Origin of the sequence: Pseudomonas sp. B21-036 (assembly GCF_024748925.1) — a bacterium.
Classification (GTDB): Bacteria; Pseudomonadota; Gammaproteobacteria; order Pseudomonadales; family Pseudomonadaceae; genus Aquipseudomonas; species Aquipseudomonas palmensis.
On record NZ_CP087178.1, the window covers coordinates 4,929,150 to 4,946,904 of the forward strand.

Annotated in this window: 16 protein-coding genes; 9 read left to right on the forward strand and 7 right to left on the reverse strand. The window is 66.8% G+C overall.

Features of this window, described 5'->3' with window-relative positions; all coding sequences use genetic code 11:
• Window positions 1-71: 71 nt before the first annotated feature.
• On the reverse strand, window positions 72-827 hold the full coding sequence (locus tag LOY33_RS22405) for a DUF2076 domain-containing protein (RefSeq protein WP_054916353.1): 756 nt from the start codon (window positions 825-827) through the stop codon (window positions 72-74).
• A 152-nt stretch (window positions 828-979) separates the two neighbouring features.
• On the opposite strand from LOY33_RS22405, the gene LOY33_RS22410 reads away from it, so the two are divergent.
• Together LOY33_RS22410 and LOY33_RS22415 are read left to right on the forward strand one after the other, a co-directional pair.
• The gene (locus tag LOY33_RS22410) at window positions 980-1,654 is read left to right on the forward strand and encodes a hypothetical protein (RefSeq protein WP_043863873.1); all 675 of its coding nucleotides are present in this window, start codon (window positions 980-982) and stop codon (window positions 1,652-1,654) included.
• A gap of 63 nt (window positions 1,655-1,717) precedes the next feature.
• The gene (locus tag LOY33_RS22415) at window positions 1,718-2,797 is read left to right on the forward strand and encodes an endonuclease/exonuclease/phosphatase family protein (protein WP_258660148.1); all 1,080 of its coding nucleotides are present in this window, start codon (window positions 1,718-1,720) and stop codon (window positions 2,795-2,797) included.
• 3 nt (window positions 2,798-2,800) lie between these two features.
• On the opposite strand, the gene hrpB is transcribed toward LOY33_RS22415, so the two are convergent.
• Window positions 2,801-5,326 carry an ATP-dependent helicase HrpB gene (gene hrpB / locus LOY33_RS22420; protein ID WP_258660149.1) on the reverse strand — a complete coding sequence of 842 codons (2,526 nt, stop codon included), beginning with the start codon at window positions 5,324-5,326 and terminating at the stop codon, window positions 2,801-2,803.
• Window positions 5,327-5,444: 118 nt separating this feature from the next.
• Between hrpB and LOY33_RS22425 the strand changes: the two genes are divergently transcribed.
• Together LOY33_RS22425 and LOY33_RS22430 are read left to right on the forward strand one after the other, a co-directional pair.
• A complete protein-coding gene (locus tag LOY33_RS22425; RefSeq protein ID WP_043863875.1) occupies window positions 5,445-5,864 on the forward strand; it encodes a hypothetical protein in 420 nt (139 codons plus the stop codon).
• Between the two features lie 21 nt (window positions 5,865-5,885).
• Window positions 5,886-6,758, forward strand: a complete 873-nt coding sequence (locus LOY33_RS22430; RefSeq protein ID WP_054916351.1) for a cation diffusion facilitator family transporter — start codon at window positions 5,886-5,888, stop codon at window positions 6,756-6,758.
• Window positions 6,759-6,847: 89 nt separating this feature from the next.
• On the opposite strand, the gene LOY33_RS22435 is transcribed toward LOY33_RS22430, so the two are convergent.
• Entirely contained in the window at window positions 6,848-7,645 is a 798-nt protein-coding gene (locus LOY33_RS22435; protein WP_078481375.1) for a DUF6515 family protein, read from the reverse strand.
• Between the two features lie 400 nt (window positions 7,646-8,045).
• Here LOY33_RS22435 and LOY33_RS22440 point away from each other — a divergent pair, with 400 nt between their 5' ends.
• Window positions 8,046-8,522 (forward strand): Lrp/AsnC family transcriptional regulator, encoded by a 477-nt coding sequence (locus LOY33_RS22440; protein WP_043863878.1) that lies wholly within the window; start codon window positions 8,046-8,048, stop codon window positions 8,520-8,522.
• A 55-nt stretch (window positions 8,523-8,577) separates the two neighbouring features.
• Window positions 8,578-8,781, forward strand: coding sequence for a DUF2788 domain-containing protein (locus LOY33_RS22445; protein WP_043863879.1), 204 nt, complete (start codon window positions 8,578-8,580; stop codon window positions 8,779-8,781).
• Here the strand turns inward: LOY33_RS22445 and LOY33_RS22450 are convergent.
• The 4 genes from LOY33_RS22450 to LOY33_RS22465 all read right to left on the reverse strand — a co-directional run bounded on the left by LOY33_RS22450 (window position 8,778) and on the right by LOY33_RS22465 (window position 14,671).
• On the reverse strand, window positions 8,778-9,407 hold the full coding sequence (locus LOY33_RS22450; RefSeq protein WP_043863880.1) for a pseudouridine synthase: 630 nt from the start codon (window positions 9,405-9,407) through the stop codon (window positions 8,778-8,780). The genes LOY33_RS22445 and LOY33_RS22450 overlap by 4 nt on opposite strands.
• Window positions 9,408-9,413: 6 nt before the next feature.
• Window positions 9,414-10,886 (reverse strand): AMP nucleosidase, encoded by a 1,473-nt coding sequence (gene amn, locus LOY33_RS22455; protein ID WP_043863881.1) that lies wholly within the window; start codon window positions 10,884-10,886, stop codon window positions 9,414-9,416.
• A 69-nt stretch (window positions 10,887-10,955) separates the two neighbouring features.
• A complete protein-coding gene (locus LOY33_RS22460) occupies window positions 10,956-12,608 on the reverse strand; it encodes an acyl-CoA dehydrogenase family protein (RefSeq protein WP_043863882.1) in 1,653 nt (550 codons plus the stop codon).
• Window positions 12,609-12,682: 74 nt separating this feature from the next.
• Window positions 12,683-14,671 (reverse strand): sensor histidine kinase, encoded by a 1,989-nt coding sequence (locus tag LOY33_RS22465; RefSeq protein ID WP_116055243.1) that lies wholly within the window; start codon window positions 14,669-14,671, stop codon window positions 12,683-12,685.
• Between the two features lie 261 nt (window positions 14,672-14,932).
• On the opposite strand from LOY33_RS22465, the gene LOY33_RS22470 reads away from it, so the two are divergent.
• The 3 genes from LOY33_RS22470 to hemL are packed head-to-tail and all read left to right on the forward strand — an operon-like array spanning window position 14,933 to window position 17,672.
• Window positions 14,933-15,730 carry a hydroxymethylpyrimidine/phosphomethylpyrimidine kinase gene (locus LOY33_RS22470; protein WP_054916370.1) on the forward strand — a complete coding sequence of 266 codons (798 nt, stop codon included), beginning with the start codon at window positions 14,933-14,935 and terminating at the stop codon, window positions 15,728-15,730.
• A 23-nt stretch (window positions 15,731-15,753) separates the two neighbouring features.
• On the forward strand, window positions 15,754-16,380 hold the full coding sequence (thiE, locus tag LOY33_RS22475; protein WP_058540588.1) for a thiamine phosphate synthase: 627 nt from the start codon (window positions 15,754-15,756) through the stop codon (window positions 16,378-16,380).
• Window positions 16,381-16,391: 11 nt separating this feature from the next.
• Window positions 16,392-17,672, forward strand: coding sequence for a glutamate-1-semialdehyde 2,1-aminomutase (gene hemL / locus LOY33_RS22480; RefSeq protein WP_054916347.1), 1,281 nt, complete (start codon window positions 16,392-16,394; stop codon window positions 17,670-17,672).
• Window positions 17,673-17,755: the final 83 nt, after the last annotated feature.

A 17,755-nucleotide genomic window follows, 5' to 3' on the forward strand; every position in this document is an offset into this window, starting at 1 on the left:
CGGCCCCGCATACCGGGGCCGTTTCGGCGCCCAGTATGCCAGCCTGACGGCAGTACGGGTATGTGCGCGGCTCAGACGAAGGAATCGTCGTCCGAAAAAAAGCCGCCGCCATCGTCACCGTAGTCGGTGTCCATGAAGCCGCCCTGATCATTGCCGTAGCCACCGTTGTCGGCGGTCAGGCGCTGCTCGTCGTTGCCGCCCCAGCCGCTGTCGCTGGCCGGTGCCGGGGCTTCGTTGATGATCTCGGTGACTTCCTGGGGCTGCGACGAATGATGGCCGAACAGGCTGCTGATGCCCTGCGCCAGCATCACCCCGCCTGCCACGCCGGCGGCGGTCTGCAGTGCACCGCCCAGAAAGCTGCTGGCGCCGCCGCGGGCCGGTGCGGCCTGGGGCGCGGCGTTGAAACCCTGCTGCTGAGGGGCCACGCCGGGCCCGCCAAAGCCGCTGGCCGGTTCACGCCAGCCGCCACCACTGGTGGCAGGTGCCGGGGCCGGCTGGGCCGCGCGCTGCGGCTGCGGCTCGGGTTGCCGTGCCCCCCCGCCGAAGATGCTCGACAGGAAGCCGCCGCTGCTCGGCGCAGTGGCCGCCACCTGTGCGCGGGCCTGGTTCAGATCGGCCTGCAATTGCCTGTTCTGTTCATCGAGGCGCTTGAGCGCGGCCTCCTGCACCAGAATCGCCTGGGCCATGTAGTAAGGGGCCGACGGCTGTTGCTGCAGGTGCTCGGCAATGCGCGCCTGGGCCTGGGCATCACGCGGTGCGCCTTCGCTCTCGGCTTGCTTGAGGCGGCCGAACAGGCCGTCGATCAAGGTTTGTTCTTCGTGGTTCATGGGGCGACCTCACTGGATAGCCGGGGGATTACAGGTGAGCACTAGATGGGGTTCCAGCATGGGCGATTCAATCGGCCCGCGGCATGAAACTTTGTTCAGGTTCGACCGCTGGGCTAAAGTAGCGGCCTGCTCTGTCACTGCGATATCGACTGATGAATCCGCTTAGCGTTCTGCAAGACTCCTTGTATTTCTTCCGCCGCCACCTGCTGAGCATCGCCAAGCTGTGCCTGCCGCTGATCGTCATCGAAACGCTGCTGGCCCAGGCGATCTATGCACAGTTCGGCAGCCAGACCCGTACCCTGGCCTACGGCATGCTGCTGGGCCTGGTGTTCTACCCGCTCTACAGCGGCGCACTGATCCTCTACCTGGACGCCCGCAGCCAGGGTGAAGAGCCGCGCAAGCGCGACCTGCTGGCCATGTCGCTGCGCCTGTGGCCCTCGTTCGCGCTGCTGATGATCGTCTGCCTGCTGCTGATCGTGGCCGGCTGCGCGCTGTTCATCCTTCCGGGCATCTGGGTGATGGTCAACCTGGTGTTCGCCGAGTACCTGCTTGTGCTGCGCGGCCTGCAACCGCTGCCGGCCATGCGTCAGAGCTTCGAGCTGTGCAAGGGCCACTTCTGGCAGATCCTGGTGTGCATGATCGTGGCCATGATCCCGTTATGGCTGATCGATGCGCTGACCCGCAGCCTGATCGGCGAAGAGCCCGAGCTGTGGCTGGAACTGCTGGTGGGCAGCTTCAACGGCTTCCTCACCCTGTTCAGCACCCTGGTGAGCTTTCGCATGTTCATGCTGGTCACCGAGCCGCCGCTGGCCCGCGACCCGAGCTGAACCAAGCAGGCGACGAACGGCTCGGGTATGCTGCGGGTTCACCTGCGACGCCAAGCCGAGCCGATGATCCGACTACTGCGCAATGCCCTGCTGACCCTGCTGCTGATACTTGCCCTGCTGTGGCTGCTGGCCAGTCACCTGAGCTGGCAACCCGAGCCGCGCGAGGCCCTGCCGGTGGCCTGCCGTGGCACGGCCACGCCGCTGGTGCCGGGCCAGATGCTCAAGGTCATGAGCTGGAACATCCAGTACCTGGCCGGCAAGGGCTACGTGTTCTGGTATGACGAAGGCCGGGGCAGTGACACCCTCCCTACCGAACAGGACCTGGCGTTCAACCTCGACGAGGTGGCGCGGGTGATCCGCGCCGACAACCCCGACATCGTGCTGTTGCAGGAACTGGACACCAACGCCAAGGCCAGCGCCTACCAGGACCAGCTGGCCCTGCTGCGCGAGCGCCTGGCCGACCTCTACCCCTGTGCGGTGCAGGCCTACGACTGGAAGGCGGACTTCGTGCCCGACCGGCATGTGTTCGGCAGCGTCGGCCGCGGCCTGGCGACCCTGAGCCGCTACCCCATCCAGCAGGCCGAACGCCTGGCCCTGCCCTCGGCCCCCGACAACGCCCTGAGCCGCCTGCTGCAGCCGCAACAGGCGGTGCTGGCCAGCTACCTGCCGCTGCGTGATGGCGGCTCGCTGGCGGTGCTCAACACGCACCTGGCGCCCTTCGTTCCCGGCAGCGATATCCAGCGCCAGCAGGTGCGCCAGCTCGGCGCGCTGCTCGACAAGCTGGAAAGCCAGGGCACGCCGTGGCTTATCGGTGGCGACTTCAACCTGCTGCCGCTGGGCCAGTACCGCCGGCTCACCCCCGAGCAGCGCCAGCACTATGGCGCCGACAGCGACCTGCACTTGCTGTGGGACAAGTATCCGATGATCCCCAGCAACGCCGAAGCCGGTGGTGCCGAGCGCAGCGCCTGGCTGACCCACTACCCCAACGACCCGCGCCTGAACGGCCCGGACCGCACCCTGGACTACCTGTTCCACAGCCCCAAGCTGCAGCGCCTGAGCGCCCGGGTGCTGCAGCAGGACACCCTGCAGATTTCCGATCACCTGCCGCTGAGCGCGCGCCTGCTGTTGCCGACGCCGCCCTAGCGGCTACTTGCGCGGTTTGGCCCGCGCGGTGGCTTCGGCCACCAGCGGGTCGTCCGGCCAGTAGTGCTTGGGGTAGCGGCCCTTGAGGTCCTTCTTCACTTCGGCGTAGGTGCTGCGCCAGAAATTGGCCAGGTCCTGGGTCACCTGCACCGGGCGCCGTGCCGGTGACAGCAGGTGCAGCAACACCTGCTGGCGGCCCTGGGCGATGCGCGGGGTTTCGGCCAGGCCGAACAGTTCCTGCAAGCGCACCGCCAGAATCGGCGGCGTCTCGCTGTAGTCCAGGCGGATGTTGGAACCCGAGGGCACGCCGATGTGCACCGGCGCCCATTCGTCCAGGCGCTGCGGCAGCGGCCAGGGCAGCAGGTTGCGCAGGATGGACGACAGGTCGAGCTGGGCAAAATGACTGAGCCGGGTGACCTTGCCCAGGTAGGGTTGCAGCCAGTGCTCAAGGCTGGCCAGCAAGGCCGCGTCGCTCAGGTCAGGCCATTCGCTCTGGTCTGCCGCCGCAACATCCAGCCCGCGCAACAGTGCCACCCGCGCCTGCCACTGGCGCAGTTCCGGGGTCCAGGGCAGCAGCTCCAGGCCCTTGCGTCGCACCAGGTCAAGCAGCGCCCGCGCACGCGCATCCTCGCCCAGCCCGGTCAGCGGCTCGCGGCTGAGCACCAGTTCGCCGACCTTGCGCTGGCGCTCGGCACGCAGCACGTTCTCACGCTCGTCCCAATCCAGTTGATCCACGTGGCGCACCTGCTCGGCGAGCACGTCGTCGAACAGCGCCGGGTCAAATTCGGCCGCCAGGTAGATGCGCTCTTCGCGCTGCCCCTGGCGGCTGCCGAGGTCGGCGATCACCAGCCAGGGTTGCTTCATCAGCGCGTCGGCCTCACCGAACAGCGCCGCACGCCCGTTGGCCAACCGGTACTCGGCGCCGCCGGCACGGCGCTGCTGAGCGACCCGGTCGGGATAGGCCAGCGCCAGCAGGGCACCGAGCCAGCGGGAATGTTCGGGGTCGGCCACGGCCGCGCCGGCCTTGCCGCGCAGGTAGCTGCGGTACTGACGGGACAGTTGTCGCGCCCGCTGCACCCCGCCCTGCCCTCCTCGGGCTGCACGGGTTTCGCCACTGAGCAGGGCCAGTCGGCTGTGCAGGTCGGCACCCGCCCCGCGCAGAATGTCGCGCTCGCCCAGCAGTGCCGCCACATCGCAGGCCATCTGTGCCAGGCCAAGGTCCTGGCCGCGCAAAAGCAGGTGTGCGATGCGCGGATGTGCCGGCAACTCGGCCATGGCCTGACCATGCTCGGTCAGCGCCAGCAACTGCCCCGGCCTGAGCGCCCCCAGGCGCATTAGCAGGTCCTGGGCCTGGGCATAGGCCGCCGCCGGTGGCAGGTCGAGCCAGCACAGCTGCGCCGGGGCCACGCCCCAGCGGGTCAATTGCAGGGCCAGCCCGGCAAGGTCGGCCTGCAGGATCTCGGCGCTGCCGTAGGCAGCCAGTTGGTCATGCTGGGCCTCGGACCACAGCCGATAGCACACGCCCGGTTCCAGGCGTCCGGCGCGCCCGGCCCGCTGGGTGGCGCTGGCGCGCGAGATGCGCTGGGTATCGAGGCGGGTCATGCCGCTGCCGGGGTCAAAACGCGGCACCCGCGCCAGCCCGGCGTCGATCACCACCCGCACGCCGTCGATGGTCAGGCTGGTTTCGGCGATGTTGGTCGCCAGCACTACCTTGCGCAGGCCCGCGGCCGGCGCCTCGATGGCGGCGCGCTGGGCCGCGAGATCGAGTTCACCGTGCAGCGGGCACAGCAGGATCTCGCGTCGCTCACCCAGGGCCTCCTGCAAGGCCTGGTGCACACGGCGGATCTCGGCCTGGCCAGGCAGGAACACCAGCAGGCTGCCCGGCTCGTCGGCCAGCGCCTGCAACACCGTGTCGACCACCCGCGGCTCGACGAACTCGCCGGGCTGGAACGGCCGCCCCCAGCGCATCTGCACCGGGTACATGCGCCCTTCGCTGCTGATTACCGGGGCGTCGTCGAGCAACGCAGACAGGCGCTGCCCTTCCAGCGTGGCGGACATCAGCAGGATCTTCAGCGGCGGCTCGTCACGCAGCAGCTCGCGGCCGTTGAGGCTCAGGGCCAGGGCCAGGTCGGCATCCAGGCTGCGCTCGTGAAATTCGTCGAAGATCAACAGGCCCACCCCGTCCAGCGCCGGGTCGTCCTGCAGGCGCCGGGTGAGGATGCCTTCGGTGACCACTTCGATGCGGGTGCGCGGGCCGACCTTGCTGTCCAGGCGAATGCGGTAACCGACGGTTTCGCCCACCGCCTCGCCCAGTTCGCTGGCCAGCCGCTCGGCTGCCGCGCGGGCAGCCAGCCGGCGCGGTTCGAGCATCAGGATGCGCTGGCCGGCCAGCCACGGCTCATCGAGCAGGGCCAGTGGCACGCGGGTGGTCTTGCCGGCGCCCGGCGGTGCCTCGAGCACGGCTTCGTGGCGCTGCTGCAAGGCGGTGCGCAAGGCCGGCAGCACGGCATCGATCGGTAATGAATTCATGGTAGCCCTCGAACAATCGGCCGAGTATAACGGCGAACCGAGCCTGCCTTATCATGGTCTTAGCTGCACCCTCCGGCATTTCGCCGGTAGCGGTGCGGCCTACTTTGCGGAGATTCACATGCGTATTCCTTCACGCCTTATCGGCGGTGCCGTGGTTGCTGCCCTGCTGACCCAGCTGACGGCTTGCGGCACCCTGTTCTTTCCCGACCGTCGCGGCCAGATCGAAGGCAAGGTCGACCCGGTGATCGTGGCACTGGATGCCATCGGTATCCTGTTCTACGTGATCCCCGGGCTGATCGCCTTCGGCGTCGACTTTGCCACCGGCGCCATCTACCTGCCCGGCGGCAAGACCGCCCAGGTCGACCCGCACACGCTGAACAAGGCCATCGCTGCCGATGGCAAGGTCGATAAGGTGCGCCTGCAGGCCATCCTGGAGAGCGAGCTGGGCCAGCGCCTGCCGCTGAACGACCCGCGCCTGATCCAGCACAAGGGCAGCGTTGAACAACTGGCGATGTACGGCCTCAAGCCCGCCGCCTGACCGCCCGCACAAGGACGACCGATGAACACCAGCGCCGAACACGCCCGCCTGCTGCGCCTGGCGACCAATGCCTCGCTCGGGGTCGCCAGCATCCTGATCGTGAGCAAGGCGGTGGCCTGGTGGCTCAGCGGCTCGGTCAGCCTGCTGGCCGGCCTGACCGACTCGATGCTCGACGGCGTGGCCTCGTTCCTCAACCTGCTCGCGGTGCGCTATGCCCTGCGCCCGGCCGATGACGATCATCGCTACGGGCACGGCAAGGCCGAGGCACTGGCCGGCATGGCCCAGGCGCTGTTCATCGGGGTGAGTGCGGTACTGATCGGCGTACAGGCAGTCGAACGCCTGAAAAACCCCACGCCGCTGGGTGATGCCACGGTGGGCATTGTCGTGATGCTGCTGTCGCTGGGGCTGACCGTCGCCTTGCTGATGGTGCAGGCCAGGGTGGTGCGCCTCACCGGCTCGACCGCCGTGCGCGCCGACTCGCTGCACTACCGCTCCGACCTGCTGCTCAATGCCAGCATCCTGGTCGCGCTGGTGCTGGCGCGGTTCGGCTGGCCACAGGTGGATGCGTACTTTGGCCTGGGCATCGCGCTGTACATTCTATGGAGTGCCTTGCAGATCGCCCGTGAAAGCTCGGCCATCCTGATGGACAAGGAGCTGCCCGGCGAGGTGAGCGAGCAGATGATGACACTGGTGTGCGCGGTGCCTGGCGTGCAGGGCGCGCATGACCTGCGCACCCGGGTGTCGGGCAACCGCTGGTTCGTGCAGGTGGACCTGGAGCTGCCGGGCACCTTGACGCTGACCGAGGCCCACGTGCTGTGCGATGCGGCAGCGGCGGCGATCCGCCGGGAGTACCCCAAGGCCGAAGTGCTGGTGCATGCCGACCCGGTGGAGTGACACAGCAGCCCCTTCGCCGGCAAGGCCGGCGCCTACGGGATTCACGCTGTACGTGTAGGAGCCGGCCTTGCCGGCGAAGCTGTTGCGCTTCAGTTGACGCTGTAACCGCGCCCGCTCAAACACGCCCCCAGCGCCCGTCGATAGGTGTCCGTCACCTGCGCCGCAGGCGCGTAGGTCGCCGATGCCGGGTCGAACCCGGTCTGCTGCACCGCCCAGCGGTGACACTGGTAGCGGTCCTGATCGACCTGCTGTGGCGACTGCCCGTTGGCCGGGTAGGCAATCACGTCATAGCCATTGCCCGGTTGCGCCGGCGCCGCAGCCACCGGCGGGCTTACCACCACATAGTCGCGGCTGTCGTCCAGGTACTGGTAATAGGTGCCTGCAGCCAGAAAGAACAGCGCACTGCCCACCCACACCTGCCGCGCATAGTCGGGCAGGTAGTTCACCCGTACCCCGTAAGGCGGCGCCACCACCACGTAATGCGGCCCCTGCGGGCGATACCAGTAGCCACCGGAATAGTAATAGTCACTGCCACGATACGGCACGCGCCGGTACGGTTCCGGGAAGCGGTCTATGGTGTGCCCCGGCCGATACTGAGGCCCGGGGCCCCAGCCATTGCCGTGCCCTTCGCCAGGGCGCTGCCCCGGCCCGCCGGCCTGCCAGTGCTGATTGGCGTCATTGCGCCGCGGCACGTCCTGATAGTACCCCTGGCGTGGCGGCTGGGTCTGGCGAACCTCGTCCGGGCGCGCGTTGAGCGGCGAGGACGCAGGCGGGCGCTCGCCGCCATTGGGGTCCTGCTGTGGTCCGCGACGCTCGTCCTGGGCCTGTACGCCCAGGCTCAGGCAAAGCAGACCAACACCTGCCAACTGCCAGATGCGCGACTTCATGCTGTTTCTCTCCCGCTGGCATTCATGGCCTACTCTATCAGGCCGCCTGCCACGCGCCAGCAGGCGCCAGATGAAATTGCGGACATTAAAAAAGGGTGACCCTGAGGCCACCCTTCGAGATTTTCGTCCGTGCTCGGCGCTTGTGACGCCGGCTCACCTCACGCTGTCTTGTGAACAGTGTGCAGCCCGGGGGCCGAGCACAACCCGGTGGGGTTGCTGGCCGCAGCGCCCCTGATTGGGGCCGCCGCTGTGGACATGTGTCCGGGCAGTGATTCTGTTGACCATCATAGGCAAGCGCTGCGACAGAGGATTGCTAAAATTGCTCAACAAAACATTACTTGCGCAATTTTTAACTAAGGATTAATAATCCGCAGCAATCGAAACAGAAAAGGCTTCATTCATGAGCAAGCTCGACCGATACGACCTGAGCATTCTTGCCGAACTGCAGCGCGATGCGCGCATCTCCAACCAGGAACTGGCCGAACGGATCGGCCTGTCGCCCTCGCCCTGCTCGCGGCGGGTCAAGCAACTGGAGGACGATGGCTACATCTCGCGCCAGGTCGCCCTGCTCGACCGCAAGAAGCTGGGCCTGAGCCTCACCGCCTACGTGCTGATCGGCATGGACCGACACACCCCCGAGCGCTTCGAAACCTTCGAGGCCGCCATCCGCAGCCTGCCCCAGGTGCTGGAGTGCAGCCTGGTCACCGGCATGGATGCCGACTACCAGCTCAAGGTAGTGGTGCCAGACATGGACCACTACCAGAAGCTGCTGCTCGGCCACCTGACCCGCATCGAAGGCGTCACCAGCGTGCGTTCAAGCTTCGTGCTCAACCAGGTGCTGGCCAGCACCGAGCTGCCCCTTACGCACCTGCGTTAGTCAGCGCTGCGGGCCGGGCGTATAATCGCGCGCTTCAACCTGGCGGAGAAGATCGATGGATCCTGCGTTGTTCGAAGAATGGATGATGACCATCCTGGTCACCATCCTGATTGGTTTCATGGGCTTCATCGTCTGGGACCTGGCGAAAAAATCCAAGGCTGGCAAGTTCGGCACCTTCATCCTGTTTTTCGTGCTGGGCCTGGGCATTCTCGCCTTCGTCATCAAGAGCGTGGTCATCGGCTTCATCGAAGGCGTCTAGCGCCGCGCCGGCACCTCGCGCCAGCAGCCCTGGTCCAGCCCATCCAGGCTCCAGTCGCCGATCCGCACGCGCACCAGGCGCAGGGTCGGCAAGCCTACCGCCGCGGTCATGCGTCGCACCTGGCGGTTGCGCCCTTCCTTGATCACCAACTCCAGCCAGGCGGTCGGCACGCTCTTGCGAAAGCGTACCGGCGGGTTGCGCGGCCACAGTTGCGGCTCTTCCAGATGACGCGCCTGGGCCGGCAAGGTCATGCCGTCATTCAGTTGCACACCCTCGCGCAAGCGCTGCAGCTGCTCCTCGGTCGGCTCGCCCTCCACCTGTACCCAGTACGTCTTGGGCAACTTGTGCCTGGGGTCGGCAATGCGCGCCTGCAACTGGCCGTCATTGGTCAGCAGCAACAACCCTTCGCTGTCGCGATCCAGACGCCCGGCCGGGTATACGCCCGGTACATCGATGAAGTCCTTGAGGGTGGCGCGGCCCTCCCCGTCGCTGAACTGGGTCAGCACGTCGAAGGGCTTGTTGAACAGGAGCAGACGCGGCGCGGCCGGCGGCGCCTTGGCCTGGCGACGCGGGCCGGCGGGTTTGGCCGCGGCGGGCCGCGGCTTGGAACGGGGGGGTAACGGCATGGGGCCTCAGCGGAACGGCGGCTCGTCGAAACTGCGCAGTTTACGCGAGTGCAGCGAGTTCAGTTCGGTACGCAGCAGGTCGAGCGCCGCAATACCTATCTTCAGGTGCTGGCTGACCGCCCGGTTGTAGAAGGCGTTGGCCGCCCCCGGCAGCTTGATCTCGCTGTGCAGCGGCTTGTCGGACACGCACAGCAAGGTGCCGTAGGGCACGCGCAGGCGGTAGCCCTGGGCGGCGATGGTGCCGCTTTCCATGTCCACTGCCACGGCCCGCGACAGGTTGATCAACGGGCGCTCCTGGGCCCAGCGCAGCTCCCAGTTGCGGTCGTCGTAGGTCAGCACGGTGCCGGTGCGCAGGCGCTTTTTCAGCTCGTCGCCACGTTCGCCGGTCACCTGCGCCGCCGCTTCCTGCAACGCCAACTGCACCTCGGCCAGGGCCGGGATCGGGATATTGGGCGGCAGCACACGGTCAAGGATGCCGTCGCGGCGCATGTAGGCGTGGGCCAGCACGTAGTCGCCGATGGTCTGGGATTGGCGCAGGCCGCCGCAGTGGCCGATCATCAGCCAGCAGTGCGGGCGCAGCACCGCCAGATGGTCGGTGATGTTCTTGGCGTTGGACGGGCCCACGCCGATATTGACCAGGGTGATGCCATGGCCGTCGGCAGCAATCAGGTGATACGCCGGCATCTGGTAGCGGTGCCACACCACCCCGGCCACCAGCGCCTGTGCCTCGCCATTGTCCATGGCCTTTTCGATCACCACGTTGCCCGGCAGCACCATGCGCACGAAGCGCGGGTCTTGGCGCAGTTGCTCCAGGCCGTGGGTGATGAACTGGTCGACATAGCGGTGGTAGTTGGTGAGCAGGATCCATGGCTGCACATGCCGCCAGTCGCTGCCGGTGTAATGCACCAGCCGGCGCAGCGAGAAATCGACCCGCGCCGCGTCGAACAGCGCCAGCGGCAGCGGGTCGACGTTGGCCCAGTCGTACAGCCCGTCGGCGATGCCGTCGGTGGCCGCCGACAGGTCGGTGCTGGGGAACACCCGCGCCAGCGCCGCAGCGGTGATGCCGGTGCCGGCCAGTTCATCGCCCTGCTCGACCACATAGGGGTAGGGAATGTTCTGCTCGCTCAGGCCCACTTCGACCGTCACGGTAAAGTCGCGCATCAAGGGCCCGAGCTGCTCCAGCAGGTAGCCGCGAAACGCCGCCGGCTGAGTCACGGTGATGCTGTAGGTGCCCGGCAACTGAACCTTGGCGTAGGCCCGGGTGATCACCGGTACGTCACCCTGATACTGGTAGGTCAGGCGCAGTTCGGGGTAGCGAAACTGCGCGCGCTCGGCCGCATTGGGCTCGGTGCGGTCCTTGAGGTAGCGCTTGAGCGCCTGGCTCAGTGCGGCGGTGGCGGATTCGTGCAAGGCGGCCAACTGGTCGACGGCTTGCTCGGCGGTTTCCACGACAACGAAGGTTTCATCGGTACGGCTCACAATGTACTTCCTGTCTGTCTGACATGCATGGGCCCATCTTGCCTATATCCGCCGGCAAAGGCACGCACGTTAGAGCGGCCAGTTCGGTGTGGCCCGCTGCACCAGCGCCGCCACGTCCGCCCCGCGCGGCAACGTGCCGTAGACCCGGCCGCTGCCGGACAGCCGGCTGCCGATGAAGGCGTCACTGACCGCCGCGTTGCCGGCCTCCAGCAACAGCTTGGCCTGCACCGCCAGGGCGATGTCCTCGGTGAGCTGGCGGGCGCGGTACTGGATGTCGCCGGTATCGGCGAAGGCCGCCTTGAGGTTGCCGATGTGTGCGGCCAGACGCGGATCGCCATGGCCATCGCCCAGCTCCGCAAACAGCGTGTCCAGTACACCGGGCTCCTTGGACAGGGCACGCAACACGTCCAGGCACTGCACGTTGCCCGAGCCTTCCCAGGTCGAGTTGACTGGGGCCTCGCGGTACAGCCGGGGCAGGATGCTCTCTTCCACATAACCGGCGCCGCCCATGCATTCGGCGGCCTCGTTGATCATGGCCGGCGCGCGCTTGCAGATCCAGTACTTGCCCACCGCCGTCATCAGCCGCGCAAAGCGCGCCTGGTGCGGGTCATCGGGCTGGTCCAGCGCATGCCCCATGCGCAGGCTCAGGGCCAGCGCCGCCTCGCTTTCCAGGGCCAGGTCGGCGAGCACGTTCTGCATCAATGGCTGCTCGGCCAGCACCCGGCCCCCGACCGTGCGGTGGGCGCAGTGGTGCGCGGCCTGGGTCAGGGCCTGGCGCATCAGCGCGCTGGAGCCGACCATGCAGTCGAATCGGGTCATGGCCACCATCTCGATGATGGTTGGCACGCCACGGCCTTCCTCGCCGATCATCCAGGCCAGGGCGCCGCGAAACTCCACCTCGCTGGACGCGTTCGAACAGTTGCCCAGCTTGTTCTTCAGGCGCTGGATATAGAACTGGTTGCGCGTGTCGTCCGGGCGATGGCGCGGCAGCAAAAAGCAGCTCAGGCCCTTGTCGGTCTGCGCCAGGGTCAGGAACGCGTCGCACATCGGTGCCGAACAGAACCACTTGTGGCCCACCAGCTCGTAGGCCTGGCCCGGCCCCGGCGCGCCCACCGGGTAGGCCCGGGTGGTATTGGCACGCACATCGGTACCGCCCTGCTTCTCGGTCATGGCCATGCCCAGCGTAACCCCCACCTTGTGCCGGTCGCCGACATTGCGCGGGTCGTAGGCGGTGGCCAGCACCTTGGGTACCCAGTACTCGGCCAGGTCCGGTTGCAGCCTGAGCGCCGGCACCGCGGCAAAGGTCATGGTCAGCGGGCAGCCGCTACCGGCTTCGGCCTGGCTGTGCAGGTAGGTCATCGAGGCACGGGCGACATGCGCGCCGGCACGCGGCTCGGCCCAAGGCAGCGAGGGCAGGCCATGCTCGATGGCAGTCCGCATCAGCTCATGGTAGGCCGGGTGAAACTCCACCAGATCGATCCGATGCCCATAACGGTCATGGCTGCTGAACTGCGGCTTGTTCTGATTGGCCAGAAAGCCTGCGGCCATCAGCGGCCCACCGGCCAGCGCGCCGTAGGCATCGATGCGCGACTCGGCCCAGCCCGCGCCGTAATGGCGCGACCATTGCTGCAGCGGCAGGTCGAGGCGATACAGATTGGCGCCGTCGAGGCTGGGCGGCTGGTTGGTGACTTCGTGGGTTTCGGCGTACTGGTGCAGGTTCATCGGGGGCTCCTGGCAGATCCGGACGTGACCCCAGTGAATCACGCCCCGCCCCCGGCTCAAAGTGACAAAAACGCCTAATCAGCCGCGATTTGCCCCGATCTGGGCGCCCCGGAAAACCCGCTGGGCACCCGGGCCGTCAGGGTCAGTTCGAAGCAACTGCCCTCGCCCGGGCTCGACTGATGGCTCAGCTGTGCATCGATCAACAGCGCCAGCTTGCGGCAGATCGACAGGCCAATGCCGAGGCCGCCGTACTCGCGGGTCATCGACCCATCAACCTGGAAGAAACGCTGGTAGGGCGCTGCCTCGTCCAGGCAGTGAAAGCCGATACCGCTGTCGCGCACACTGAAGGTCAGGCTCGCCTGATCGACGCCCATGGGCGTGGCCCGCACCTTGAGCAGCACGCCGCCGCGATGGGTGAACTTGAGCCCGTTGTCGAGCAGGTAGCTCAGGCACATGGCCAGCTTGCGCCGGTCGCCGTGGATCACGTCCGGCAGATCCATGCCCGGGTCCAGGTTGAAGAACAGGCCCTTTTCCTGGGCCTTGGGCAGAAAGCGCACACGCAGTTCGTGAAGCAACCCATGCACGCTGAACAGCTCGGTCTGCACCTGCAGGCGACCGGCCTTGAGCTCGGTGAGAATCAGGATGTCGTCGACCATGCGCATCATGTTCTGCGCGGCAGCGTTGGCGGTGTGCTGGTAGGGGGTACGCTCCTGCTCGCTGGTGGCCATCTGCATCAGTTCCAGCGAGCCGATCACACCGTTCATGGGGGTGCGCAGCTCATGGGTGACGGTGGCCAGGAACTCGTCCTTGAGGCGATTGCTGCGCGCCAGCTGCAGGTTGGCCTGCTCCAGTGTCAGCCCGGCCTCGCGCAGCGTGCGCGCCTGTTCTTCGCGCATGCTGTTGATGCGGTCGGCCAGGGCCAGCGACAACAGCCCCACCTCCAGCGCCGAACCGATCTGGCTGGCGTACATGGTCAGGAACACATTGGGCAGGTAGCCTAGCACCATCAGGGTGTTGACCAGCCCGCCGAGCAAAAAGGCCGACCAGGCGATGATGAAATAGCGTGCCACGCGCATGCCGCGCCACCAGGCAAACAGCCCGGCGGCGAAGATGCTCACCGTGAACAGCAGCGCCAGCGCGGTAGCCAGGCGAAGGGCGATCCCGTAGTCCTGCGCCAGCGACATCACCATCACCAGCACCGAACAGGCCATCAGCCCCTGCAGGAAGCGGTCGAAGGCGCGGCTGTGGCTGGCCATCTGCAGGAAACTGCGCGCGAACTGGCAACCGAACAGGCCCGCGGCGCCGATGAACAACGGGGTGGCGGCGTTGGCCCACCACGGGTGGTCCGGCCAGAAGTACGCCACCCCGGCGCCATTGACCGAGACCTGGTACAGGCCGAACGAGGCGATGTAGAGGATGTAGTAGAGGTAGCTCCTGTCGCGCACACTGATGAAGATGAACAGGTTGTACACCAGCATCCCCAGCAGCACGCCGTAGATCAGCCCCAGCACATACAGCCGCGTGGGCTGCGCCTCCAGGTACGCATCGCTCGACCACAACGTCAGCGGCGCCTGTACCGAACCCTCGCTGTGCAGGCGCAGGTACATAGTGGTCGCCTGGCCGGGGGCGAACGGCAGATTGAACAGGTAGTTGTTCTGGCGGATCTGGCGGCTGGCGTAGGGCAAGGCATCCCCGGTGCGCTGCGCCAGGTAATAGTGCCCGGCGGCATCGGGCAGGTAGAGCTCCAGGTAATCGAGTGGCGGGTAGGCCAGTTCCAGCAGCCAGTGACGTGGCGCGGCCTGGGCCGTGGCGGTGTAGCGCAGGTCGAGCCTGATCCAGAAGACCGAGGTCGAATAGCCGGCGTTGAGCACGTCGGCCTGGTGCGGCTCGAACCGGCTGGCGAAATCCGGCGAGCTCACCTGGGCGATGCTGGCGCTGCCATCGGGGTCTTCATACACCTGCATCAGGCGGCCCAACGGCAACTGCCGGGTGGTGTCGTCGAAATCGGCAGCGCTGGCCAACAGTGGCAAACAGCACAGCAAGAAAGTCAGCAAATTACGCATACAGCCCCGGCGTGGCATGTGCAGTCGCGTCGCGTTGGCCTCCTGTCCGTTTGAGGCGACGAAATCCGACAGTACCTGTTATCGATTGGCGAGCACTCTAGCATAGGTTCCCGGCGCTTCCAGCGGTGTTGTTTCAATTCAATTCAGAGGCTCTATCTCGCGGCTTTCAGCCTATATCAGAGAAGCAATCTGACCTGTCGATCAAAAACACCGCCTGCCTGGAAGACCCGCCAAAAGCGTTTGGTGGTAAGCTCGCGCACCATGAATACCTACAGCTCCCGCCCCGTTGTCCTCTGTCTCTCCGGCCACGACCCCAGTGGCGGCGCCGGCTTGCAGGCAGATATCGAAGCCCTGATCGCTCAAGGTTGTCACGCCGCCCCGGCCGTCACCGCCCTGACCGTGCAGAATACCGTCAATGTCAGTGACTTCCGCGTGCTCGACCGCGAGTGGGTGCTGGCCCAGGCCAATGCCGTGCTGACCGACTCGACCGTCGCGGCGGTGAAGCTTGGCATGCTTGGCTCGCTGGCCATGGTCGACACCATCGTCGAACTGCTCAGCGCCCACCCGCACCTGCCGCTGGTGTGCGACCCGGTGCTGCGCGCCGGTGGCGGTGGTCGCCTGGGCAAGGACGAGGTCGGCTACGCCATGCGCGAACGCCTGCTGCCGCTGGCCACCATTGCCACGCCCAACCTGCCCGAGGCCCGCATCCTGGCCGAACTGCCCGAAGGCAGTGCCGATGAATGCGCCGAAAAACTGCTGCCATTCGTCAAGCACCTGCTGATCACCGGCGGCCACGGCGACGAACACGAAATTCACAACCGCCTGTACAGCCGCGACGGCGAGCACCACACCTGGACCTGCCAGCGCCTGCCGGGCGACTACCATGGCTCGGGCTGCACCCTGGCCAGCGCCCTGGCCGGACGCCTGGCCCTGGGCGAGCAGTTGCACAGCGCGGTACGCTCGGCGCTGGACTACACCTGGCGCACCCTGCGTGACGCCGAAAAACTCGGCCAGGGCCAGTACGTGCCACGCCGCCTGCCCCTGGATTTCTGTTCCTGACCGACCGCCCCGAGGCCTGCACGATGAAGTTACGTGGTTTGTATGCCATCACCGACAGCCAACTGTTGGCTGGCCGCTTTCTTGCCTACGTCGAAGCGGCCCTCGAAGGTGGCGTGACCCTGCTGCAATACCGCGACAAGAGCCAGGACCACGCACGTCGCCTGGGCGAGGCCGAAGCGCTCAAGGCCCTGTGCGAGCGCTACAACACCCGCCTGATCATCAATGACGATGCCGAGCTGGCCGCGCGCCTGGACGTCGGCGTGCACCTGGGCCAGACCGACGGCCCGCTGACCCCGGCGCGCACCCTGCTGGGGCGCAGCGCGATCATCGGCGCCACCTGTCACGCCCAGCTCGACCTGGCCGAGCAGGCGGCCCGCGAAGGCGCCGACTATGTCGCCTTCGGCCGCTTCTTCAACTCGGTCACCAAACCCGGCGCCCCGGCCTGCAACGTGCAACTGCTGGACGACGCCCGTGGCCGCATCAAATTGCCGATTGCCGTGATCGGCGGCATCACCCTGGACAACGCCGCACCGCTGGTCGCCCATGGCGCCGACCTGCTGGCGGTGATTCACGGCCTGTTCGGCGCCGACAGCACGGCCGAGGTCACTCGCCGCGCCCGCGCCTTCAACGCCCTGTTCGCATCTGCCTGAGAGAGCCCGACATGTCTCGTTCCGAAACCCTGTTTGCCAATGCCCAGAAGCACATCCCCGGTGGCGTGAACTCGCCCGTGCGTGCGTTCAAGAGCGTGGGCGGCACGCCGCTGTTCTTCAAGCACGCCGAAGGCGCCTATGTCACTGACGAAGACGACAAGCGCTATGTCGACTACGTCGGCTCGTGGGGCCCGATGATCCTCGGCCACAGCCACCCGGACGTGCTGGAGTCGGTGCGCAAGCAACTGGCCCACGGCCTGTCCTATGGCGCCCCGACCGCGATGGAAACCGAGATGGCCGACCTGGTCTGCTCGATCGTGCCGTCGATGGAAATGGTGCGCATGGTCAGCTCCGGCACCGAAGCGACCATGAGCGCAATCCGCCTGGCCCGTGGCTTCACCGGTCGCGACAGCATCATCAAGTTCGAAGGCTGCTACCACGGCCACTCCGACAGCCTGCTGGTCAAGGCCGGCTCCGGCCTGCTGACCCAGGGTGTGCCAAGCTCGGCCGGCGTGCCGGCGGCGTTCGCCAAGCACACCCTGACCCTGCCGTTCAACGATATCGACGCGGTAGCGAAGATGCTCGGTGAAGTCGGCCAGGACGTGGCGTGCATCATCGTCGAGCCGGTGGCCGGCAACATGAACTGCGTGCCACCGGCGCCGGGCTTCCTTGAAGGCCTGCGCAGCCTGTGCGACCAGCACGGCGTGGTGCTGATCTTCGACGAAGTGATGACCGGTTTCCGCGTGGCCCTGGGCGGCGCCCAGGCGCACTACGGGGTGACCCCGGACCTGTCGACCTTCGGCAAGATCGTCGGTGGCGGCATGCCGGTGGGCTGCTTCGGCGGCAAGCGCCACATCATGGAGCAGATCGCGCCGCTGGGCCCGGTGTACCAGGCCGGCACCCTGTCGGGCAACCCGCTGGCCATGGCCGCGGGCCTGACCACCCTCAAGCTGATCAGCCGTCCGGGCTTCCATGACGAGCTGAGCGCCTTCACCAGCCGCCTGCTCGATGGCCTGCAGCAGCGCGCCGATGCAGCCAGCGTGCCGTTCGTCACCACCCAGGCCGGTGGCATGTTCGGCCTGTACTTCAGCGGCGCCGACGACATCGTCACCTTCGACGACGTGATGGCCAGCGATGCCGAGCGCTTCAAGCGCTTCTTCCACCTGATGCTCGAAGGCGGCGTGTATCTGGCACCGAGCGCATTCGAAGCCGGCTTCACCTCCATCGCCCATGGCGAGACCGAGCTGAAGATCACCCTGGATGCTGCCGAGCGGGCCTTCGCCAAGCTGTGAAACCGCTTCGCCGGCCAGGCCGGCCCCTGCAGGTTGCATGCAATCTCATGCAAACTGCAGGGGCTGGCCTGGCCGGCAAAGAC

Excerpts from the sequence above, each read along its gene's own strand:
- LOY33_RS22460 (WP_043863882.1), bottom strand. The coding sequence starts at position 12,608 with ATGAACCTGCACCAGTACGCCGAAACCCACGAAGTCACCAACCAGCCG.
- LOY33_RS22465 (WP_116055243.1), bottom strand. The coding sequence starts at position 14,671 with ATGCGTAATTTGCTGACTTTCTTGCTGTGCTGTTTGCCACTGTTGGCC.
- LOY33_RS22450 (WP_043863880.1), bottom strand. The coding sequence starts at position 9,407 with ATGCCGTTACCCCCCCGTTCCAAGCCGCGGCCCGCCGCGGCCAAACCC.
- LOY33_RS22430 (WP_054916351.1), top strand. The coding sequence starts at position 5,886 with ATGAACACCAGCGCCGAACACGCCCGCCTGCTGCGCCTGGCGACCAAT.
- LOY33_RS22435 (WP_078481375.1), bottom strand. The coding sequence starts at position 7,645 with ATGAAGTCGCGCATCTGGCAGTTGGCAGGTGTTGGTCTGCTTTGCCTG.
- LOY33_RS22405 (WP_054916353.1), bottom strand. The coding sequence starts at position 827 with ATGAACCACGAAGAACAAACCTTGATCGACGGCCTGTTCGGCCGCCTC.
- LOY33_RS22470 (WP_054916370.1), top strand. The coding sequence starts at position 14,933 with ATGAATACCTACAGCTCCCGCCCCGTTGTCCTCTGTCTCTCCGGCCAC.
- hemL (WP_054916347.1), top strand. The coding sequence starts at position 16,392 with ATGTCTCGTTCCGAAACCCTGTTTGCCAATGCCCAGAAGCACATCCCC.
- hrpB (WP_258660149.1), bottom strand. The coding sequence starts at position 5,326 with ATGAATTCATTACCGATCGATGCCGTGCTGCCGGCCTTGCGCACCGCC.
- LOY33_RS22410 (WP_043863873.1), top strand. The coding sequence starts at position 980 with ATGAATCCGCTTAGCGTTCTGCAAGACTCCTTGTATTTCTTCCGCCGC.
- LOY33_RS22445 (WP_043863879.1), top strand. The coding sequence starts at position 8,578 with ATGGATCCTGCGTTGTTCGAAGAATGGATGATGACCATCCTGGTCACC.
- LOY33_RS22440 (WP_043863878.1), top strand. The coding sequence starts at position 8,046 with ATGAGCAAGCTCGACCGATACGACCTGAGCATTCTTGCCGAACTGCAG.
- thiE (WP_058540588.1), top strand. The coding sequence starts at position 15,754 with ATGAAGTTACGTGGTTTGTATGCCATCACCGACAGCCAACTGTTGGCT.
- LOY33_RS22415 (WP_258660148.1), top strand. The coding sequence starts at position 1,718 with ATGATCCGACTACTGCGCAATGCCCTGCTGACCCTGCTGCTGATACTT.
- LOY33_RS22425 (WP_043863875.1), top strand. The coding sequence starts at position 5,445 with ATGCGTATTCCTTCACGCCTTATCGGCGGTGCCGTGGTTGCTGCCCTG.